Source organism: Mycobacterium sp. M23085 (genome assembly GCF_045343915.1).
Lineage (GTDB): Bacteria > Actinomycetota > Actinomycetes > Mycobacteriales > Mycobacteriaceae > Mycobacterium.
Genome location: NZ_CP174280.1, coordinates 3189577 through 3211322 on the forward strand (window position 1 = coordinate 3189577; position 21746 = coordinate 3211322).

The 21746-nt window shown below is 63.0% G+C and carries 20 protein-coding genes; 12 read left to right on the forward strand and 8 right to left on the reverse strand.

Annotation, left to right across the window (positions count from 1 at the left end; genetic code table 11):
• Positions 1 to 51 precede the first annotated feature (51 nt).
• Positions 52 to 1059: an IS481 family transposase gene (locus ACIUM1_RS14675; RefSeq protein ID WP_406817681.1), complete on the reverse strand. Its 1008-nt coding sequence runs from the start codon at positions 1057 to 1059 to the stop codon at positions 52 to 54.
• A 116-nt stretch (positions 1060 to 1175) separates the two neighbouring features.
• On the reverse strand, positions 1176 to 2405 hold the full coding sequence (locus ACIUM1_RS14680; RefSeq protein WP_406813408.1) for a cytochrome P450: 1230 nt from the start codon (positions 2403 to 2405) through the stop codon (positions 1176 to 1178).
• A gap of 37 nt (positions 2406 to 2442) precedes the next feature.
• On the opposite strand from ACIUM1_RS14680, the gene ACIUM1_RS14685 reads away from it, so the two are divergent.
• From ACIUM1_RS14685 to ACIUM1_RS14695, 3 genes are all read left to right on the forward strand, one after another.
• Positions 2443 to 3357 carry a cyclase family protein gene (locus ACIUM1_RS14685; RefSeq protein WP_406813409.1) on the forward strand — a complete coding sequence of 305 codons (915 nt, stop codon included), beginning with the start codon at positions 2443 to 2445 and terminating at the stop codon, positions 3355 to 3357.
• Between the two features lie 41 nt (positions 3358 to 3398).
• Positions 3399 to 4544: an alpha-hydroxy acid oxidase gene (locus ACIUM1_RS14690; protein WP_406813410.1), complete on the forward strand. Its 1146-nt coding sequence runs from the start codon at positions 3399 to 3401 to the stop codon at positions 4542 to 4544.
• A 168-nt stretch (positions 4545 to 4712) separates the two neighbouring features.
• Complete coding sequence (locus ACIUM1_RS14695; RefSeq protein WP_406813411.1) at positions 4713 to 5927, forward strand: cytochrome P450; 1215 nt, start codon at positions 4713 to 4715, stop codon at positions 5925 to 5927.
• 90 nt (positions 5928 to 6017) lie between these two features.
• Here the strand turns inward: ACIUM1_RS14695 and ACIUM1_RS14700 are convergent, their stop codons facing one another.
• The 4 genes from ACIUM1_RS14700 to ACIUM1_RS14715 all read right to left on the reverse strand — a co-directional run bounded on the left by ACIUM1_RS14700 (position 6018) and on the right by ACIUM1_RS14715 (position 10349).
• The gene (locus ACIUM1_RS14700; protein ID WP_406813412.1) at positions 6018 to 7691 is read right to left on the reverse strand and encodes an acyl-CoA synthetase; all 1674 of its coding nucleotides are present in this window, start codon (positions 7689 to 7691) and stop codon (positions 6018 to 6020) included.
• 259 nt (positions 7692 to 7950) lie between these two features.
• The gene (locus ACIUM1_RS14705; protein ID WP_406817682.1) at positions 7951 to 8499 is read right to left on the reverse strand and encodes a TetR/AcrR family transcriptional regulator; all 549 of its coding nucleotides are present in this window, start codon (positions 8497 to 8499) and stop codon (positions 7951 to 7953) included.
• Between the two features lie 63 nt (positions 8500 to 8562).
• Positions 8563 to 9678: a phosphotransferase gene (locus ACIUM1_RS14710; RefSeq protein WP_406817683.1), complete on the reverse strand. Its 1116-nt coding sequence runs from the start codon at positions 9676 to 9678 to the stop codon at positions 8563 to 8565.
• 197 nt (positions 9679 to 9875) lie between these two features.
• Positions 9876 to 10349, reverse strand: coding sequence for a hypothetical protein (locus ACIUM1_RS14715; protein WP_406813413.1), 474 nt, complete (start codon positions 10347 to 10349; stop codon positions 9876 to 9878).
• A gap of 263 nt (positions 10350 to 10612) precedes the next feature.
• Between ACIUM1_RS14715 and ACIUM1_RS14720 the strand changes: the two genes are divergently transcribed.
• From ACIUM1_RS14720 to ACIUM1_RS14745, 6 genes are all read left to right on the forward strand, one after another.
• Positions 10613 to 11827, forward strand: a complete 1215-nt coding sequence (locus ACIUM1_RS14720) for a cytochrome P450 (RefSeq protein WP_406813414.1) — start codon at positions 10613 to 10615, stop codon at positions 11825 to 11827.
• Between the two features lie 40 nt (positions 11828 to 11867).
• A complete protein-coding gene (locus ACIUM1_RS14725; RefSeq protein ID WP_406813415.1) occupies positions 11868 to 12701 on the forward strand; it encodes an SDR family oxidoreductase in 834 nt (277 codons plus the stop codon).
• A 27-nt stretch (positions 12702 to 12728) separates the two neighbouring features.
• A complete protein-coding gene (locus ACIUM1_RS14730; protein WP_406813416.1) occupies positions 12729 to 13583 on the forward strand; it encodes a mycofactocin-coupled SDR family oxidoreductase in 855 nt (284 codons plus the stop codon).
• 4 nt (positions 13584 to 13587) lie between these two features.
• Positions 13588 to 14718, forward strand: a complete 1131-nt coding sequence (locus ACIUM1_RS14735) for a hypothetical protein (protein ID WP_406813417.1) — start codon at positions 13588 to 13590, stop codon at positions 14716 to 14718.
• Positions 14719 to 14748: 30 nt separating this feature from the next.
• Complete coding sequence (locus tag ACIUM1_RS14740) at positions 14749 to 15840, forward strand: phosphotransferase family protein (RefSeq protein WP_406813418.1); 1092 nt, start codon at positions 14749 to 14751, stop codon at positions 15838 to 15840.
• Between the two features lie 119 nt (positions 15841 to 15959).
• A complete protein-coding gene (locus ACIUM1_RS14745) occupies positions 15960 to 17003 on the forward strand; it encodes a phosphotransferase family protein (RefSeq protein WP_406813419.1) in 1044 nt (347 codons plus the stop codon).
• Positions 17004 to 17047: 44 nt separating this feature from the next.
• On the opposite strand, the gene ACIUM1_RS14750 is transcribed toward ACIUM1_RS14745, so the two are convergent.
• Positions 17048 to 17638 carry a TetR/AcrR family transcriptional regulator gene (locus tag ACIUM1_RS14750; RefSeq protein WP_406813420.1) on the reverse strand — a complete coding sequence of 197 codons (591 nt, stop codon included), beginning with the start codon at positions 17636 to 17638 and terminating at the stop codon, positions 17048 to 17050.
• A 95-nt stretch (positions 17639 to 17733) separates the two neighbouring features.
• Here ACIUM1_RS14750 and ACIUM1_RS14755 point away from each other — a divergent pair, with 95 nt between their 5' ends.
• Positions 17734 to 17925: a ferredoxin gene (locus ACIUM1_RS14755; RefSeq protein WP_065498379.1), complete on the forward strand. Its 192-nt coding sequence runs from the start codon at positions 17734 to 17736 to the stop codon at positions 17923 to 17925.
• 6 nt (positions 17926 to 17931) lie between these two features.
• Positions 17932 to 19326: an FAD-binding oxidoreductase gene (locus tag ACIUM1_RS14760; RefSeq protein ID WP_406813421.1), complete on the forward strand. Its 1395-nt coding sequence runs from the start codon at positions 17932 to 17934 to the stop codon at positions 19324 to 19326.
• An 11-nt stretch (positions 19327 to 19337) separates the two neighbouring features.
• Here the strand turns inward: ACIUM1_RS14760 and ACIUM1_RS14765 are convergent, their stop codons facing one another.
• Positions 19338 to 20153, reverse strand: coding sequence for a thioesterase family protein (locus ACIUM1_RS14765; protein WP_406813422.1), 816 nt, complete (start codon positions 20151 to 20153; stop codon positions 19338 to 19340).
• Positions 20154 to 20570: 417 nt separating this feature from the next.
• On the opposite strand from ACIUM1_RS14765, the gene ACIUM1_RS14770 reads away from it, so the two are divergent.
• The gene (locus ACIUM1_RS14770) at positions 20571 to 21746 is read left to right on the forward strand and encodes a cytochrome P450 (RefSeq protein WP_406813423.1); all 1176 of its coding nucleotides are present in this window, start codon (positions 20571 to 20573) and stop codon (positions 21744 to 21746) included.

Sequence of the window (21746 nt, forward strand, 5' to 3'; positions counted from 1 at the left end):
TTCCACGGTTGGCGTCGTCCACGTAGTCAAACGACTGCCGGCCTGCGTGGACTAGTTGTGATGTCCAGGGAGGTTGGTCAGTCGAGTGACTGGTGGCTGGCCTCCGATGGCGGAGTGGGCTCGATGGTGATTATAGAAATGCAGCCAGGCTGGCAACGCGGTGTCGCGCTGTTCGGTTGAGTCATAGAGCCGGGCATAGGCCCAGCCGTCGGCCAAGGTGCGGTGGAATCGCTCGATTTTTCCGTTGGTCTGTGGGCGATAGGGACGGGTCCGCTTGGGGGTGATCTGCAGATCTGCGCAGGCATCACGCCATGCGAAGGATCTGTAGGCAGATCCGTTGTCGGATAGGACTCGCTCGACGGTGACGCCGCGCTCGGTGAACCATGCCACCGCGCGCTGCAGCACGCCTATCGCGGTGGCAGCTTTTTCGTCGGTACAAATCTCGGCGTAGGCCATGCGGGAGTGATCATCAATGACGGTGTGCACGAACGCTGTTCCGATCCTCGGGCGCCAGTTCTTGGCGCGGTCGCCGCGATTACCGGTGCGGTGAGCCGTCTGGGCGGCGTTGTGCTTGCTTTGTTGTCGACTCACGAACTTGTGGCCGCCACCGTCGGGGATGTTGCCGAACTTGGTCACGTCCACGTGAATCAGCGCTCCGGGATGGGCATGCTCATAACGGCGCAGCGGCTCACCGGTAATGCGATCGATGGCCGCCAGGCGGTTGATCCGGCATCGGGTCAGCACTGCGTGCACAGTCGAGGCCGGCATGCCCAGACGACCAGCAATCTGCACGGGACCGTATCGGTGACGCCACCGTATGCCCACGATTAGCCGAACGACCTCAGGACGGGTGCGGGTAGGGCTGGTGCGCGGTCGAGAACTGCGGTCGACCATCCCGGCCACACCTTCGGCACGGAACCGATCGGCCCACTTTTTAGCAGTTCGCGGTGCGACCATGAACATCTTGGCGGCCGCGGCGTAGGTCCAGCCGCCCTCGACGATCAACTGAGCCAGTCTCAACCGAGCACGAGGGGTCAAAGCAGCGTTAGCGTGGGACACGAAGGCCTCCTGGTTGACGAAGCGGTTCCTAGACAGCTCCACTTCACAACCGGAGGCCTTCACCTGTCACACAGGCTCACCGATACCAGACCGGACAACGTCCCTGGACATCACAACTAGTCGTCGGCTGCTCTGATGAGGGCCATGCGGGGGCCCCGCACGGTGAAGTTCGTGCCGAAGTCCAATGGCTGGTGGACTTCCCAGTCGGGGAGGGAAGCGATGAGCTCCTCCAGAAAAATCTGAGCCTCCAGCCGCGCCAGGTTCATTCCCAGGCAACTATGCAAACCGAACGCGAATCCTATGTGAGGCCGAATTTTACGGCTGACGTCAAAACGATCAGGCCGCTCCCAGCGAGACGGGTCACGGTTGGCGGCACCCAGCAGCAGGGTAATGCGTTCGCCGTCGCGGATGGTGATCTCTCCGATGGCTTGGTCCCCGCTGACGGCGTCGCGGAAGATCGAATGTGACACGGTTTCGTAGCGATGCACTTCCTCGACGGCGGCTGCGATCAACGATGGGTCATTTCGTAACGCGCGACGCTGATCCGGAAACAGCGCCAGTGCCACGATGATCTGGGTCAGCAGCTTGGCCGTCGTCTCGTTGCCGGCGAACACCAATTGGGTGTTGCTGGCGACGACTTCTTGTTCGCTCATGTGCGCGCACGCGTAGTCGGCTTTCACCATGGTGGCGATGAGGTCCCAGCCATGCCCGGACGGACTGTCGCGACGCCGAGGCATCTCACGCCGGATGAAATCGTTCAACTCCGCGGTGGCGCGCTTGCCCGCCGCAATCAGCTCCGCTCCGCGTCCACCGGGGCTGCTGTAACCCTCGGCCGAGGCGCCCATGGCGTCGCTCCACGCCGAAAACTGGGCGACCATCTCTGCGTCGACGGCGAGCATGTGGGCGATGACTTCGGTCGGGATGGCTCGAGTCAGCTGTGAGACCACCTCGACCGTCTCGCCGGATCGGAGACGGTCCGCGATCGGGGCCAGCCGTCGCCGGATGATCTCGCCGATCACAGACCGCAGTCCGGCCAGCGTCCGCGGGCGAAAATCGTTCGACCAGATCGCTCGGATCTTGTCGTGATGGGCCCCGTCGTAGAACTCCATCGTCGGCCCTCCGAAGACCGCGGCGTGCTCGACCTGTCCGCGTTCGGAACCGAATTTCTCGGGCGTACTGAGAATTCGCTTCACAACGTCGAAGCCGGACACCATCCACCGGTTGATCCGCTCGTTGTAGACGGTGCCACCGAGTCGGCGAATCTCGTCGTATCGCGGCCACGGATCGGCAACGAATGTTGGATCCGTGGTGTCAAAGCTGAGCAAGGGCGCGTGCACCGCAGACATCTGCCCATGTTGACAATCATGTGCAATTCTGTAAAGCGTGACGTTGAATTTCAGGGATCTCGGCGCTGAGGTCTCGAACTGGGGCCGATGGGGCGCCGACGATCAGATCGGAACACTCAATCTCGTAACGGCGAGCCATATCCGCGCGGCGACAGCCGAGGTCCGGTCGGGCAAGGTCTTCCAACTGAGCATCCCCTTCGGCAGCGACGGACCGCAGAGCGGTGTCGGCGGACGTCTGAATCCCGTTCATCTGATGTCGATGCAACACGCCGACTGGGATCCACACGGGCTGCAGGTCGCCGATGACTGGATCATCATGCCGCTGCAGTCCGGCACCCAATGGGATGCGCTATCACATGTCGCCTACGATGGAAAGTTGTACAACGGATATTCGACCGATGAGATCGGAACCCGTTACGGTGCAAAGCAATTAGCTGTCGACGCCTTGACCAGCCGGGTCGTCGGCAGAGGCGTGCTGCTCGACATCGCCCGACTGCAGGGAGTGGAGTGGCTCGACGGCGGCACCGCGATCACCCCGCAGGATCTGGAGAACGCGGAGAAAGCGCAAGGCGTGGTCGTGGGTGAGGCCGACTTCTTGTTGGTACGAACCGGGTGGGGTGCCCGCCTCCAGGTCGAGGGTCGCGAAGGCTGGATGGCGACCGAACCGGGTCTGGGCATCGAGTGTGTGCGCTGGCTGCATCGACGTGGGGTCGCGGCCGTCGGATCGGATAACTGGGGCATCGAAGTGATGCCAAGCGAGAGCGATGCGACGTTGCCGGTGCACTGTGTCCTGATCCGAGATATGGGAATGCCGCTGGCAGAGATCCTCGAGCTTGATGTGCTCGCCGATGACTGCGCGAGCGACGGGCAGTGGAGCTTTCTGTTCGTCGCGCCGCCATTGAGGATCCGCAACGCGGTGGGATCGCCGACCACGCCCATCGCCGTGAAATGAGCCCGGCGTTTCAGTATCGGCTGCGAACCCCGACACCTCTGGTGAGTGTGGACGACTACCGGCAGGCAGCGCGACGTGCGCTGCCTGCGATGGTCTGGGCGTATCTCGACGGCGCGGCCGAAGATGAACGCACGATGCGATCCAACCGCGAGGCCTTCACGAAATGGTCACTGCGACAGAGGGTGTTGGCCGGCCACAAAGAGGCCGACGTGAGCGTCGCGGTCGACGGTGAGCAGCTGTCCATGCCCGTCATCCTGGCCCCGACGGGGCTGACCGGCTTGGCGCACTGGTCGGGCGAACTCGCGGCGGCCCGCGCGGCCGAGCATGCCGGCACCCGGCTGACGCTGTCCACCGCCTCGTCCTATTCCCTTGAAGAAGTGGCGGACGGCACCGAACGCGATCACTGGTTTCAGCTCTACCCGTGGGGAGATCGCAGTATTCCCGGTTCGTCGTTCGTGGACTCCATGCTTGACCGCGCCAGAGACGCGGGTTACCGCACTCTTGTCGTCACCGCCGATGTTCCGATTCAAGGCAACCGGACCGGCGAGCGCCGCACCGGCATGGGCCATCCGCCGATCCTGACCCCCCGACGCATCGCCGATGCCGCTATCCGGCCCGCGTGGTGGTACGGCCTGCTGCGACACCGGCGCATGACGATGCGCAACATCACCCACGTCCCCGGAGCCAAAGGCGCCGTCCAGTCGGCCGCAATCCACAGCCGGCAGATCCGGCCCGACCTCAGCTGGAGCGACGTCGCAGCGTTGCGCGAACGGTGGGACGGGCCGTTCATCGTCAAAGGCTTGCTCGATCCCGCCGATGCCGTGCGCGCGGTCGACCAAGTGGGAGCGACCGGGGTGGTCGTGTCCAATCACGGTGGGCGCCAACTCAACGGAGCGATGTCGTCGCTAAACGCGCTTCCCGACATCGCCGACGCGGTGGGCCAGCGCGCCACCGTCCTGCTCGACAGCGGGGTGCGTACCGGCACCGACGTCGTCACCGCGCTCGCGCTCGGAGCGGATGCGGTGATGATCGGGCGACCCTACATTTACGGCCTTGCGGTCGCCGGATATCAAGGCGTGCGGGCGATCCTGGACATTCTGGCCGATGAGATCCGCCAGACTTTGCTATTGATGGGTGTCGCCAGGGTGGCCGACCTCGGGCGCGAGCACGTTGCCATGCGGACGTGACACCGCTCCTGCGGGCGCAGTAGCCGCGGCGACCGACACATTCACCCGGGCTCCCTTGCGGAACCCCACGCTCTGCCGATCGGCAACACGCTACACTCGTGACAATCTTGTGCGATTGTGTAAAGCATCTGTCCCCACACGGCGGTAGCAGTTCGAAGGAGAATTGCAATGTCAGGCGAACAAGTCCTCGAGCTTGACCTCACCGATACCGACTTATATCGCAACGGATTTCCTCATGAGGTGTTCAGCGAGTTGCGCCGGCGGGGAAAGATTTTCCGGCATCCCCGCGTGAGGGTTGAGCGGTTCGACACCGAGATCGAGTTCTGGGCCGTCGTCAGCCACGCCGAGATACAACAGGCCAATCGAGACTGGGAGACGTTCTCGGCTTTCGACGGTCATTCGATCGTTCCGCAACCCCCGGAGCGACGGGGCAAGATGCTGATCACGATGGATCCTCCAAAGCACAGCAGGATGCGCCGCCTGATCAGTGCGGGTTTCACGCCGCGAATGATCTCGTCCCTGGAGGATCGAATCCGGCAACGCACCGCAAAGATTCTGGACGACGTCGCCGACCGCCGAGAGATCGATTTCGTCTCCGAGATCGCCTTTCAACTGCCGATGAACGTCATCGGTGACATCGTTGGGATCCCTGAAGACGAGCGGCCGGAGGTATTCCACAATGCGGACGTTGTCATGCGGGCGCTCGACCCGACCGAGGACGTCTCGATGGCGGATCGGCAACAGGCCGAGTTGGGCCTATTCGAGTTCGCTCATCGACTGACGCTGGCCAAGCGTGCCCAACCCACCGACGACGTGTGGTCGATCTTGGTCGGCGGCGAACTGGACGAACTCGAACTCGGTCTGTTCTTCCTCATCCTGTCGCTGGCCGGCAGCGAGACTACCCGAAACGGCTTGGCGCAAGGGCTGATGGCGCTGATCGCGCACCCGGAACAGTTCGCCGACCTCGCCAGGGATCCAAACGTCGCCGAGACGGCCACCGAAGAGATACTGCGCTGGACCAGCCCCGTGATTTGCTTCGGCCGTACCGTCACCCGCGACGTGGAGCTCGGCGGCCAGCAGCTACGCGCCGGCGACCGGATCGGCATCTTCTATCCGTCGGCCAACCGCGACGAGGCGGTGTTCGACGACCCGTTCGCCTTCGACATCCGCCGCACACCCAACCCCCACGTGTCGTTCGGCGGCGGCGGACCACACTTCTGCCTCGGTGCCAGCCTCGCCCGGACGCAGATCCGAGTCATGTTGAGCGCCATCGCCAAACGCTATCCCGGGATCTCGCTCGTCGGTCAACCCACCTGGATCAGCACCGGCCCGGTCAACAACGTCGGCGTCGCCGTGAAATCGTTGCTCGTGCGACTGAATTGAGTCCGCCCCACCGCTTTGCTCGCGGACCAAGTTACAAGAAGCGGCGCGCGCCTTCAGCTTAGTGATCGGCATCGGAAAAGATCACCCCCACTAAGTAACAGGGGACGAAAGCATCTCGGTCGCAATGCTGTTGGCCCATCGGTAATCAGCTTTTCCTGCCGGGGAGCGTTCAACCTTGGGGACGCGGATGAAGGCTTTTGGGATCTTGTAACTCGCGATGTGCGTTCTGCACGCGGCGGCAAGTTCCGCGTCGGATGGGGATGCGTTTCCAACGAGCTGGACGACGGCGACGACTTCACTTCCCCAACGTTCGGAGGGCCGGCCGACGACGACGACGTCGTACACGGCTGGGTGCGACGTGATGGCACGCTCAACCTCCTCGGCGAAGATCTTCTCGCCCCCGGAATTGATGGTCACCGAATCGCGGCCGAGTAATTCGATACGACCATCGGCGAGGATCCTTGCTCGATCCCCGGGGATCGACCATCGCACACTGTCAATCATCGGAAATGTGCGAGCGCTCTTGGCTTCGTCGTTGAGGTAGCCAAGCGGAATGAGATCGCGACGTGCCAACCAGCCTTCGCCATCACCTGGCGCGAGCACGCGGCTGAAGTCGCTTGACACGACGGTGGTGTCGGGCTGCGGGGTGAACGCTGCGGTGTCAACCGTGGTGCCAGGGATGTCTGCGGCGCTCATCTGCATGCCGGATTCCGATGAACCGACTCCGTCGAAGAGGATCACCGACGGCAGTGCCGCCCGAAGGCGTTCGCGGACAACGGGAGTCACCGGGGCACCGCCGTTGCTGATGGTCATCAACCCGGACAGGTCGTAGTCGCCTCGCTCGAGTTCGTCGACGAGTGGGCGTGCTATCGCGTCCCCTACCGCCATTATCCCCATTATCTTTTCGCGTGCCGCCAGTTGCAGGGCTTGCGCTGGCCGGAACTTCTCGACGTCATCGGGCATCACCAAGCGCCCGCCCATTGTCACCGCGGTGAACGCACCCCACTGTGCGGCGCCGTGCATGAGCGGCGGAATCATCAGCAGCGACATTGTGCCGGGTGCACGTGACGCTTGCGCTACGAGCTCTCCGTAGCCTTGCAGGGCTGCGGTGCCGCCGACCGGTCGTCCGCCCATCGCGGAGATGAAAATGTCGTGCTGACGCCACAGCACCCCCTTGGGCATGCCGGTCGTCCCGCCCGTGTAGAGGATGTACAGATCATCGCCCGACGGCTCAGGCCGGCTGCTGGCCGGGGCACTCGTGGTGGTGATCGCTTCGTAATCGATCGCATCCGGAAGTAGATCGTTCCCTGAGTCGTCTGCGACCTGGATGAGTAACCGCACGGTGGGGAGCCGGTCTCGGATCGCGGCGACGCGGGGGGCGAACTCGGCGTTGTACACGAGCACGGCAGCTCGAGCGTCATTGAGGAGATAGACAAGCTCCTCTTCGACGTAACGATAGCTGACATTGAACGGTGCCAAGCGTGCCCGATAGCTGGCGATCATCGACTCGAGGTACTCATTGCCGTTGCGCAGATAGATCCCGAGATGATCTTGCCCAGATTCGTGGCCCGCCAACCGATCCCGTTCCGTATGGCATCCCAGTCCGGCGGCCGCGAGGTAATTCGCGACGCCGTCGACCCGGTCATTCATCGCTCCATAACTCAATCGTCGGTCCCGCCATATGCAAAAGGTTTCGTCTGGTATCGCGGCGGCCACGGATTCGAAAACTGACGAGAGGTTGAACTGCAAGGCGTCGCCGGTCATATTGCTCCTACGTCTAGAGGCGGAACCTGTTGGTCTAACCGGCGAGACGGCAAGCTCGACGGACCTGCCCGTTGCGCGGGCATGGGGAGCAATCGCCGCCAAAACCAGGCGCGAGCGGCGCACTCATCGGCCCTTCCCGCAGGACCCTTAAGCGTTACACTTTACCTCAACATTGTAATTATTGAACTTGCGCGGTCTTGCCGTGGGCGACGTGACGTGGCCCCGCACGGGTCGCCGGAGGCGAAGGGGCGCCAGAGCTTCAGTGCTCCCGTTGTTTGAATCCGACGGCATGGCGGAGTTGCGCAAGGAATTGTTCACCATCGTCGCTACGAACAACGTAGTGAGACACCGCGACCCGGATTGCTGTCGCGGCTTTCACTTCTCGGCCAGCACCGGGCAGAAGCTTTTGCAGGCGCGCACGCATGACGGGCAGCACTTCAGCCAGCTGCGCGATGGCCACCTCGGGCTCACTATCGACCAGCCGAACACCGGAGTACGTCTGTTGATACTCGACGATGAATTTCAGTGCGGCGTCCAGCTTTTCCATTCCGCGTAGACCGGAGGTGGCTGCGGCCATGCCGTTCTTGAACAGCTGACGCTCGTAAAGGCCGAACGCTTCGAGCAGGTGCTCTTTGGAGGGAAACCACCGATAGAGCGTTGGCCGCGACACTCCTGCGGCCAGGGCGACATCGGACAGGCTCAGCTTCGAGTGCCCGCTGCGTCCCAGCACTTCAATAGTGGCGGCGAGGATCTTATGACGCGATGAGGTGTCGTCGACGAATGCGGGGTCAGTGTGATCGGCGCGCATCGGTTCAGTCACGGCTCGGCCTCATCGAACTTGCACCCTGTGGCGTGGCGTTGCGGAAACCCATCACAGAGCTCTCTTGAGTTGCGCGACCGTATCGAGGTCCTCCAGTGCCGCAACCCCGCGTCGGAGCCCTTCGATAGCGATGTCGTCCTCCTGCATGCCGCCCATGCCGGCTGTGATGAGTGGTGCGACATAGGCGTAGAGCGCGGCTTGGCGGTAGCGGTGCCAAAGGCCGTCGAGATCGAGGTCGGGGCCACCGGCGGCCGCCAACGCCTGGCGATAGGTATCCAGGAGATCGCGTTGGTTTGTCTGGCGCTCGGTTGTCGTCATGCTGGTGATGAGGGTGTAGGCGAGCTCGCGAGAAGGGTGGCCGCGTCTAACCGCCTGCCAGTCCAACAGCCCAGCTTTGCCGTTACGGAAGTACACGTTGCCGGGATGGGCGTCTCCGTGCATGACGGTGTGAGGACCGGTGTCGATCAACTGCGCTACGGCACGGTAGTTTTCGTCGATGAAGCGGCCGGATTCGACTGGTATCGAGGTTCGCTCGGCGACGCGCCGAGCGGAGGTTTTCAACAAGGGACCCGTGAGCAGGGACGCGCTGTCAGCTGAGGCGGTGTAGAGCCAGCCGAGTGGACCGTCTCCGCTCTTGCGGGGCAGGCACCCCCAGAATGTCGCGTGCAGTCGCGCTAGGCTCTCGACGATGAGACTCGCCTTGTCGCTGTCGAGGGGATGAAGGGTGTCTGGAAACTCGCACTGCTCGGCCGGAAGATCCTCCAGCACAATGACAAACCGGCCGGTGAGTGCGTCAAAGGCTGAACCGTATGTCTTGGGAACGCCGCTCAGTTGTGGGGATAGATGGCGATAGAACCGAACTTCGGTGTGACCGAGTCGTCCTAGTTCGCCCATGAGCCGGGTTGCCGCCGTCTCGGCCGGCATCTTGACGAACACGGAACGCGGAACGTCGTCGCCTTCGAGTGCAAGCCGAGCCCGCGAGGACGTACCAGCGTCACCGCCCAGTGCAGTTACGGATGTCACGGTGCGGTTCATGATCCGTGACAGAGACTTCGCGTTGAGATCCTCGACGGTGCGCGGAAGCGATCTCACCCGCCCGACCACTGGGTCGGTCGCTATGCGCTGCACCCCACGCCCTAGGTGGGCCGTGAGGCTCACCGCGGACAGAACTACCGATGCCCTGGTCACCGCTCGCCTGCCTCCTCTATCACCGTTCCAGGTAAGTTTACAAAGCGAGGACAAAATGTAACGCACGTCGATCAAACGGGCCTAATCTGACGGAGTACCCCATCTTTGTTCCGGAGCGGCGGATCGGGTTGACGCACCCAGCCGCAGTCGAAGTAAGCCCGCTCCAGTCTTCTGCATCAGCCCTCGTGTTCTGACGCGAGTTGCTCTCGTAGTGCGTCGAGTGCGGGCAGAGCATCGCGGTCGATGGTTTCGGTGGTTCCCTCACCCATGAACGCGACTTCGGATGTCATCCGGTCACCGCTGAAACGCAGGAAGATCGCGATCGGCGTGGTGGTCACCGTACCGTCGCTCGCCAGCAGGCTGTGTAGCCGTCCGTGGGCGGCAATGACGTTGTCGTGGGCAACCAGGTCGTCGAACTCGGTCCACATCAGCACTCCAGACGCTGCCTGCATGCCGACGCTGTGCACCACAGCGCTTCCGGGCAGGGTCACCGTCGTCCCGCTGGTGTGCATCACCAGTTCGAATGCAGGGTCGAGTGTGGCTGCCACGGCGTTGGCATCGCCCAACAATTCCCCGACGAGCCGCTTGCGCAGGACGGCGATCAGGGGGCCGCCGCGGTCGGCATCGATACCGCGGATTGCGCGCAGCATCCGGGTTTCTACGGAGGGCTCACTGTCCACGGACGCCCGCTGTTCGCGAGTACAGCTCGTCGGTTTGGTCGAATCTCATTGAATTGCTGACCCTTTCATGTCATCAGTACGACGTGGGAAGCGTTGTGAGTGAATACCACCCACGACACCACCTTTACAGATCCAAGCAAAAGTGTCACGCTACTGGTGTGAGTCGTCCCATAACCAAGCTGCGAAGGGTTGGACAGTGTGTGATTCCGTGGTGCCGGTGAAAGGGGCCATCGATGACCGTTGATGCGCCGACCCAGACCCGACCCGACATCGACCTAGCTGACGGAGCCTTTTACGCCGGCGACTCACGCGCCGCGTATGCGTGGATGCGGGCGAACGAGCCCGTCTTTCGTGACCGTGACGGGCTTGCCGGGGCCGCGACCTATCGAGCGGTGATCGAAGCGGAACGCAACCCGGAACTGTTCTCGAACGCTGGAGGCATTCGCCCGGATTACGTGCCGCCGGTGCCCATGATGATCGACCAGGACGACCCGGCGCACCTGAGGCGCCGCAAGCTCGTCAACGCCGGTTTCACCCGCAAACGGGTGCAGAACCTCGCCGAGTCGATCGGATCTCTGTGCGATGAGCTTATCGACGCAGTGTGCGAACGGGGCGAATGCGACTTCGTCCGGGATCTGGCCGCACCCCTGCCGATGGCCGTGATCGGTGACATGTTGGGGGTGCGCCCTGAGCAACGCGCGATGTTTTTGAAATGGTCCGATGACCTGGTAACCAGCCTGAGCTCCCGGATGGCCGAGCAAGACCTCGAGACAACGATGAATGCGTTTCTGGCGTTCAACGAATACACCCGGGGCATCATCGAGCAACGCCGCGCGACTCCGACCGACGATTTGATCAGCGTGCTCGTGCACGGAGTGATGGACGGTGAGCGACTGACCGATGACGAGATCATCCAAGACGCACTGTTGATTCTGGTCGGTGGCGACGAAACCTCGCGGCACACCCTCAGCGGCGGCACCGCGCAACTCCTCCAGCACCCCGCCCAATACGAAGCACTGCGCGCCGACCCGGACCGCCTGCTGCCCAATGCCATCGAAGAGATGCTGCGCTGGACCTCCCCGGTCAAGAACATGTGTCGGATGCTGACCGCGGACACCGATTTTCACGGCACCGAACTCAAACAGGGTGAGAAGATCATGCTGCTGTTCGAATCGGCCAACTTCGACGAGCAGCAATTCGACCAGCCGGAGATCTTCAACATTGAGCGGTACCCCAACAACCACCTTGCTTTCGGATTCGGAACCCACTTCTGCCTGGGTAACCAGCTGGCTCGCTTGGAGCTGACCCTGATGACCCGTCGAGTGCTGGAACGCCTGCCGGATCTGCGACTTGCCTCAGACGACCCGTTGCCGCTGCGGCCGGCCAACTTCGTCAGCGGGCTCGAGAAGATGCCCGTGGTGTTCACGCCCAGCAAGCCGTTGCAATAGCCGCTCGCCGTCAGATTCACGTTAAAGGTTGGGAGCACAAATGGAATTATCTTTGGGCGGCCGAACGTATTTGGTCACCGGTGGTGGTAGCGGAATCGGAATGGGTGTAGCTGCGACGCTGGTCGAAGCGGGCGGCAACGTCCTGATTGCGGGTCGCAACCTCGAGAAGCTGCAAACAGCAGCGAAGGGGATCGAAGCCGCGGTGGGCAATGGCGCCATCAAAGTTGTGACGGCTGACGTCACCGACGAGAAGCAGGCTCAGGAGGCGGTTGAGGTCGCCACCGCCTGGACTGGCCGACTACACGGTGTCGTGCACTGCGCGGGCGGCACCAGAACGCTGGGGCCCATCACCCAGGTCGACTCGCAAGGTTGGCGTGAGACCGTCGACCTCAACGTCAACGGCACGATGTATGTCCTCAAACACGCTGCCCGTCACATGGTTCAGGGCGGTGGGGGATCCTTCGTCGGCATCTCTTCCATTGCTGCGTCCAACACACACCGCTGGTTTGGCGCGTACGGGCCGAGCAAGGCGGCGCTGGACCATCTGCTCGAGCTGGCAGCAGATGAACTGGGTCCATCGTGGGTGCGGGTCAACGGGATCCGGCCAGGCCTGACCCGGACCGAGATGGTCGCCCCGGTCATGGATTTGGCGCCGTTGTCCGAGGACTACCGGCTCAGCACCCCGCTGCCGCGAGTCGGTGAAGTTGAGGACGTCGCGAATCTGGCGTTGTTCCTGCTCAGCGACGCCGCCAGCTGGATCACGGGACAGGTCATCAACGTCGATGGCGGGCAGATGCTACGACGCGGACCCGACTACTCATCACTGGTTGGTCCCATGTTCGGCGAAGACGCCCTTCGTGGCGTTGTCAACTGACCAATTAATTAAAAGGAGATCCATCGCATGAACCGCCTCAGCGGCAAGGTTGTCGTCGTAACCGGTGCAGCTCGCGGCCAAGGCCGAAGCCACGCAGTACATTTGGCCGACGAAGGCGCCGACATTATCGCCCTCGACATCTGCGCGAACATCGAGTCCAACGAATACCCGTTGGCCACCGAAGCCGACCTTCAGGAAACCAAAGAACTGGTGGAAAAGTCGGGCCGGCGCGCGATCACGGCGAAGGTCGACGTCCGCGATCGAACCCACCTCAAAAAGACGCTCAATGACGCGGTCGCCCAACTCGGCGGACTCGATGTGATCGTGGCAAACGCGGCGATCTGTCCGCTGGGCAATCACATTCCTGCACAAGGCTTCATCGACGCGTTCGATGTCGACTTCATCGGAGTCGTGAACACCGTCCACGTCGGGCTGCCCCACCTGAAGGCCGGCGGATCGGTCATTGTGACAGGCTCCATCGCCGGTCTGCTGCCCCAAACCGGCATCAACGGCGGAAACCTTCAAGGCCCCGGAGGGGCCGGCTACGGCCTAGCGAAGACGATGATCCGTGACTACACCAAAGCGCTCGCAATGGCTTTGGGAGCGCAGAGCATCCGTGTCAATGCCATTCACCCGACAAACGTCGACACCGACATGCTGCACAACGAGCCGATGTACAAGACGTTCCGGCCCGATCTGCCCAACCCAACACGCGCCGACGCCGAGGTGAGTTTCCCGTTCCTGCAGGTTATGCCGGTGCCGTACGTTGACCCGGCGGACATCTCGCACGCTGTGGTGTACCTGGCATCCGACGAGTCCCGTTACGTCACAGGGCAGCAGCTGTTCGTGGACGCCGGTGCCGGCCTCAAGATGGGACTCTAGAGCCGTGGGCTACTCGGCAGCGGACGAGTCTTTCACCCACCAGTACTCCAGGCCGTTCGATGAGGTGCACAACACCGAGGCCTCGTGGTCGGATCGCTGCTACTTCTTCGCGGCATCACCGGACGGCACACTGCTGCTTGCCACCGGGTACGGCAACAATCCGAACACCAAGAGCGGCTTGGGCTATGTCAAGGTGACCCTCGCTGATGGGCGCCACTGGGACCTGATGGCGGGCCGACCAGTCACCGGCGCCGACCGCGGGGACTTGAGCGCCGGGCCGATGCGGTGGACATGTGTCGAGCCGTTGAAACGATGGAAACTCGAGGTGGCCCCGAACGACTCCGGAATCGCGTGGGAGCTCTACTACGAACCCAGCGCGCCGATGTGGGAGCTACTGCCGCTGAAGGTTCATGCCAAGAACGGCAGGGAGATTGCCGATATGTACCACATGAAGGAGCCGGGCATCGTGACTGGCTGGGTCGAGATCGAGGGCGAGCGAATCGAGATCGACGGGTTTCACGGTGGCCGCGATCGCACGTTCGGCTCCCGCGTTTCCGACGAAATCGACTTCTGGCTATGGCTGGATGCGGGCTTCGATGACCGCGCGATTGAGGCGTGGGTATTTGAATCCTCCGATGGCACAGTCAACTACGTCGACGGCGGCATTACATATAAGGACGGTACGCTGTCCAAGCGGTTCGTCAAGATGGAACACGATGTGCAATTCGACGGCGCGAACAAACGTCCGGCCAAGGCCACGCTGGTCTTCACCGATGAGGATGGCGCCACCTACCGGGTGAGCGCCGACGCACCGAATCAGCATGTCCAGGCCTACTACGGTCTTCCGCTGTCGAAGCTCAACTACAACGACCTCGGCGGGGGCGCGTACTTTATCCATTTCGCCTGGGACAGCACTGATCCCGACGAACTGGCGGAAACCGAAAGCAAGTCGATGGCGATCGATCAGCTCATGCGCTTCGATTTCGACGGCAAGATCGGCTGGGGAATCTTCGAGCTCCTGATGGGCGGCGAGGGTTATCGCCGTTACCCCAACTGGAAGCCGATGGATATGTCAGCCTTCAAACAGGACACCTCACCGGCAGAACGTGTCGCTGCCGACCGTGCGAGCCAGTAGGAAAACCGCTCACAGCGCAAGGAGTCAACGATGACGCAAAGTGAAGCTGTGCCCGACCGACTCGCGGCCTGGCTGAGTACACGAATCCCGGATGCCGACGAGGTGAGGATCGAGGGGCTCGACCGCGTCGAATTTGGTCACTCTGCGGAGATGATGGTGCTGACCGTGGTGACCGTGCGCGGCGGCACCGAAGGCCGGCAAGACGTCGTGCTGCGCTTACGTCCGCCCCCACCCGCGTTGCTGGAGCCCTACGACCTGAAGCGCCAATTCGACATCCTGCGGGCACTCGAACACACTCCGGTGCGTGTGCCCCGCGCGTTGTGGATTGAGGAATCGGGCGAGGTACTCGGGCGCGAGTTCTTCATGATGGAACGCGTCGCCGGCGATGTCTACGAGATGGAGACGCCGGATCGCCCGCCGCAAGGTATCCGCCAGATGTGCGCGAGCATGGCCGACCAGCTCGCAGCGATTCATTCCATCGACCTCGGCGCGGTCGATCTGAGTTTTCTCGGCGATGGCCGAGACCATCTCGACGTCGAGCTCGACCACTGGGCTGACGAAATGCGCCGGGTGCAACGCGGGACGCTTCCGGCGCTCGAGCGGCTACTGCAGGCCTTGCGAGACAGCAAGCCGGAGCCCTGCTCGAAGATCACGCTGGTCCATGGAGACGCCAAGCCGGGTAACTTTGCGTTCGTCGGGAACGAGGTGAGCGCCGTGTTCGACTGGGAGATGAGCACAGTGGGGGATCCGCTCACCGACATTGGCTGGATGGAGCTGCTCTGGATGCAGCCTGTCGGGATCACGAGCCATGCTGCAGCATTGACCATCGAGGAGTTCCTCGAACGCTATGAGGCCGCGAGCGGCATCACCCCGCAGAACCGGCCATGGTATCGGGCGTTGAACGCCTACAAGATGGCGGTCATCTGCCTCATCGGCGCGATGATGGTCGACCGCGGAGATTCTGATGACCCCAAGTTGGTGGTGGCCGCGGGCGGAGTTCCGATCCTGCCGATCCTGGGCCTGGCGGATTTGGGCATCCACGAGGCCTTCGACAACGGGCCAGTGGATATCCGTGCGGAGCGGATCCGGGAACTTCAATCCCGGGAAGCTGCCGCTCACTGACCCGGCACGGTCAGGTGCGGATCGGGCGGTCGGGATTACCTCGGCGTTGCCTCGAAGCGCAGGTCCGGATGAAAATCGGGAGGTACCAGAGCTTGTTCATTCAGAGTAGTTTCTCGGAAGTGACGATTCCGGCTGCCGTGGAGGACCTGCAACCGCGCTGGTTCAGCGAGGTGCTTGGCGTGCCGGTGACGGCGGTGGAGGTGCTCGCGGCGCACTCCGGCACCACCGGCCGCGCCCGGATCGGATTGAGCGGGCCCTCCGAGCTTCCCGACAGCGTCTTCGTCAAACTGCAGCCATTCAATCCCGAGCAACGTAGCTTCCTGCGCAAGGTCGGACTCGGAGTCGCAGAAGCGAGGCTGTACCAAGCGGTGGGAGGCGCTCTGCCGGTGCGCATTCCACGCGTCTGGCATGTGGAGTCTGACGCCGCGGACGGCTCGTTTGTGATGGTGCTGGAGGATCTGGCCGCATCCGATTGCCGCTTTCCCGCCCCGGGCGACGACGACGTACTGGAGATCGCAACGTCGCTGATGGACGAATTGGCGCTGCTACACGCAAGCTACCGTGGTCACGACTTGCCGTGGCTGATCCCGCCAGACGGCATGCGTCGCAAGCCATCCGACGGTGAACTGGCCGCCCGCCGCACACACTTCATCCGTCTGGGCCTCGATCAATTCGGTGACGAGATGGGACCGGCGTTCCGTGCGCTCGCCGAGACGTACATCGCGCGCTCGGGTGACGTCATTGCGCTGTTCAACGAGGGCGAGCAGACGCTGATTCACGGTGATGCCCACCTCGGCAACCTGTTCGTCGACCGGGGTCGAACCGGCTTCTACGACTGGGCTGTCGCATCAAGGGCACCCGGCGTCCGCGACGTCGCCTACTTCCTGTGCAACTCGCTACCGGTGAAGATACGCCGGGCCGAACAGGATTGGCTGCTGGCCCGCTATCGGACGGCGCTGGGCGCCAATGGCTGGCCCCTGGATGACGGCACGGCCCACGAGCAGTATCGTCTGTTCTCGGTGTACTCCTGGATCGCGGCTGTATCCACTGCCGCGATGGGATCGCAATGGCAGCCCGTCGAGGTGACCCGACCCGCGCTCATCAGCACCACCGCCGCCATCGACGACCTCGACGTGATCGGGCTTCTCAGCGAGCGACTCTGATCATCGCGCAGGAGCCGCCCAAATCGACAGTGCAGAGGCACCCGTCACCCAGCGATAGCCCGGGCTTCCCCAGCGCTGATCGACGAGGGCGGCTTAATGCCGGCCGCGTAACGTAGTTGGGTGAGGAACTCGTCCGCATCGTCGCTTCGCACCAGGTAGTGCGAAATAGCCACCCGGACAACGGCTGCCGCTGCTGTGGCCCCGTCGGGCCCCGGCAGGAGTTTTTCTATTCCCGCGCGCATGGGCGGAATCACCCGAGATAATCGCTTGATCACCTGAGCCGGCTCGATATCGACCATACGCAGACCGGGATACGACTGTTGGCCGGCGGCGATGACACGCAGCACCGCATCGAGTTTTTCGCTGGATGCAAGGCCCGCCGTGGCGTTGGCGACGGCGCGTTCGTAAAGCGACCGCTCCCACACCACGTAGGCGTCCAGCAGATCCTTCTTCGATGCGAACCAACGGTAAAGAGTGGGCCGCGATACTCCTGCTTCGACGGCGACCTCGGACAAGCTCAACTTCGTCATGCCGTGGCGGCCCATGACTTCGGCGGTCGCGACCAGGATCCGCTGACGCGTCGACGCGTCGTCGACAGGCTCGAGATCGGGTTGACCCGGTGAGGAAGACGGCATCCCCTACCTTTACAAATTATTGCCAAAGTGTCACGCTAAATTTAGCCACATCGCAATGCCAGCCATCCGCGATGAACCGTCAGATCGGAGTAATCATGCGAGTCGAAGTCGATCTCGGTAAGTGCACCGGGCACGGCATTTGTGAATCCGTCGCTGATGACGTGTTCGAAGTGCAGGACGACGGCAGCGTGGTGATTCTCGAGAATGTCCGGCCAGAATCAGACCGCGAGCGCATGAACCAGGCCGTGACGCAGTGCCCCGCAGCTGCTCTACGTTTGGTCGATTGAGCGCGGATGGCGGTGGGCGCAGCCGAGATGGTTTGGGGCCAGCTGCACGAGCGCTTGGCGGGTGTTGTTGGCTCGAAGTATGTGAGCGTCGACGGCGACGTCCTTTACGGGCGCAGCGTCGATCACACCGGTCGTTACGTCGGCGCTGCCAGTGCGTTGGTGCGGCCGGGTTCGGCTTGCGAGATCGCCCAGGTACTTCGGGTGTGCCGCGACGCGGGTGCCTACGTCACCATCCAAGGTGGGCGTACCTCCCTGGTGGCAGGGACCGTGCCCGAGCACGACGACGTGTTGCTTTCCACCGAGCGGCTGAACTCGATCGGTGAGGTCGACAGCACCGAGCGGCGCGTCACCGCGGGTGGCGGCGCCACCCTGGCCGCCGTGCAGCGCGCCGCCGCTGCAGCCGGTCTGGCCTTCGGTGTTGACCTGGGTTCGCGGGAATCAGCCACCCTGGGTGGCATGGCATCGACGAACGCGGGCGGCCTGCGGACGGTGCGCTACAGGAATATGGGCGACCAAGTGATCGGACTGGAAGCCGTGTTGCCCGACGGTTCTGTGATTCGCCGCCACAGCCAGGTGCGTTCCGACAACACCGGTTACAACCTGCCGCGCTTGTTCGTCGGCGCCGAGGGCACCTTGGGTGTCATCACCGCGCTGGATCTGCGCTTGCACCCGATACCGGTGCATCGGGTAACCGCGGTGTGCGGTTTCGACGACCTCGCCCCACTTATCCAGGCCGGGCTGATCTTTCGCGATCACGACAGCATCGCCGCGCTCGAGTTGATTGACGGCCGGGCAGCCGCTCTGGCCGCCGATCGGCTGGGCGTATCCGCGCCCGTGCCGGGGCGCTGGCTGCTGTTGGTCGAACTCGCCGGCGACGTCGACCAGACCGAGCGATTGGCAAGCGTGCTAGACAAGGTAATTGAGCGTGGAGAACCGGCAGTGGGCATCGATGTTGCCGCCCAGCAACGGCTCTGGCGAGCGCGCGAGTCGATCGCCGAGGTTGTCGGCCTTTTCGGCGCTCCACTGAAGTTCGACGTGTCGCTTCCGCTGGCTGCCCTCGTCGGCTTCGCGCAGGACTCCGCCGCCCTGATCGCCCAGCACGCGCCCGCGGCAATCCCCCTGCTCTTCGGACACCTCGGGGAGGGAAACCTGCATCTCAATGTGTTGCGATGCGAGCTGGGCGACGAACACGAACACTTGCTGTACTCGGCGATGATGGACCTGATCGCCGAATGCGGCGGCAACGTCAGCTCCGAGCACGGCGTGGGCACGCGCAAACGGGACTATCTTGGCATGTCACGTGACGACGCCGACATCGCCGGAATGCGCACGATCAAAACGGCCTTCGACCCCAGCGGATATCTCAACCCCGCGGTGTTGTTCCCGTCGCCGGCGGCGTGAGGCAGCGCCCGTCAACGTTTTGGATGTGGGCGCACGAGCACCGACTGCTGGATACCGCCGATGGCGCCGCCCTGGTCGAACAGCGTGCCGAACGTGGTGCCAATGCCGTCGGGTCCGTAGCTGGTCTCAGCGCGAACACCGATCCACTCGCCGTCGGGGATCCGATGTATGTGGACCACCAGGTCGGTATTCATGAATGTCCATTTGGTGATGTCAAGCTTCGTACCGATGCCGTTGGCATCGTCGGCCACCGTGAACAGCCGCTCTAGTGGCGTCAAGGTCTCGCCCTTCACCAGCTCCACGACCGGCTTGATCCACGATTCTCCCGGACCCGTATCGCGCGGATCGGTCAGCCACCGCCAGTCCACGCTGTGCACGTAGTTGCGGTCCCAGTCCTTTGCCAGATCACGGCTGACCGCGTCGGCCAGCGGACGCAGGGGCGATGCCGGTGAATGAACGGCGGCTTCGGTGTCGAGCGTCTTCAACCGCCATCCGCTCGCGCGGGCGACCGCACGGGGCTCACTGTCGGGTCCTGGGGCCAACATCTCGGCGCTGACCAACTCGATCTGCTTGCCTTTGCGCTCGACACGAGAGCGAACCCAGAGATCGCCTTCAGCTGGAACGGCGCCGAGCAAATCGATCGCCACCCGACTGAGGCGAGTGTCGTCGCGCTGCGCGCAGCGTTCCAATGCGCGCACCAGCAGTGCCGATGGGGGTGCCCCATGCTGAATCGCATGCGACCAGGTGCTGCGGACCAGATCGGTCGCAGTGAATCTCTCACCACTGACGAGGCTTTCGTCGACTAGCTCGTAGTAGGCATCTAACACGATCTACCTTCTCGTCGTTGAGTCAGGGCGAGCCGACACCGGCAGCGTCGACCGCCACGGTGTCGACGCCGGACAGGTTTATCTCGACGAGACGTTCTGCGGTGGGCGTATCAGGAACATGGTGCGCCCGTCCGGGCCGCTCAGAGCGCACTTGATCGCTGCCCGGTTTCCCGATGCCCGCACGTCCACGACCAAGCCGCACCTTTACAAAACACGCCTAAAGTGTCACGCTCGCTGGGTGCTGCTGTCAACCTCCGTGTTGTTCTTCCGGGACACGATCGCCCGCCGGCCGTCGGCTGGCGCGAGAGCCGGTGCGGCGAGATCCCGCGGATCTCTAGCCGTCGGCGCTGCACTGCGCACAGACTGGAAATCCTTGTAATGCCGATTTTCTCGTATGATCCTTTCGATCCGGCAGTGATGTCCAACCCGCTGCCGTATTACCGCGAGCTGCGCGAAAACCACCCGTTGTACTACATGCCGCAATGGGACACCTTCGTGTTGTCCAGGTTCTCCGACATCTGGCAGGTGCTGGAGATCAACGATGGAACGTTCGTCGCATCGGAGGGCACCTTGCCCCCCGCAACGGTTCTAGCTCAGCACAACCACGGACCGGTTCCGGATCCACCGCTGCACCCGATGCCGTTCCATGCCAATTTCGACGCCCCGATCTATGACAGTGTGCGTCGTTCACACTCGGGCCCGTTACGGCCGAAATCAGTGACGAACCTCGAATCCCGCGTCCGAGCACTTGCCAATGAGCGACTCGACGAGCTGTTGCCGCGCGGGAGGTTTGACCTGACCCAGGACTACGGTGGCATCGTGGCCGCCTCGGTGGTGTGCGAACTGGTCGGCCTCCCAGTCGAACTAGCGCCCGACGTGTTGGCCACCGTCAATGCCGGAAGCCTGGCGCAGCCCGGCAGCGGCGTGAACACCGCCAACGCCCGACCCGGCTATCTCGAATACCTGGTGCCGATCGTGCGGAGCCGACGTGCCAACGCATCGGACGGCGAACTCCCGATCGTGGACGGTCTTATCGCCTACCGACTGCCTGACGGGTCTCAGCTCACCGACATCGAGGCCGCTACGCAGATGCTCGGCGTCTTCATCGGCGGCACCGAAACTGTGCCCAAAATCGTCGCGCACGGGCTGTGGGAATTGGGCCGGCGGCCCGATCAAATGGCGGCTGTGCGAGGTGATCTCGATGCCAACGTGCGGGTGGCCCGCGAAGAGATGATCCGTTACTGCGCCCCCGCACAGTGGTTCGCCCGCACTGTGCGTAAACCGTTCACCATTCATGGCACCACCATCAAGCCCGGCCAACGGATCATCACCGTGCTGGCGTCAGCGAATCGCGACGAACGCGAGTATGCGAATCCTGATGACTTCGTGTGGAACAGGCCCATCGAGCGACTGCTCGCATTCGGTCGTGGCCAGCACTTCTGCCTCGGTGTGCACCTCGCCCGACTCGAGATCGCGGTCATGGTATCCGAATGGCTCAAGCGAGTCGCTGATTTCCACATCGACAGCGAGGGCGCTTCACGCCCGCCGTCCAGCTTTCAATGGGGCTGGAACAACATCCCGGTGGAGGTCTGA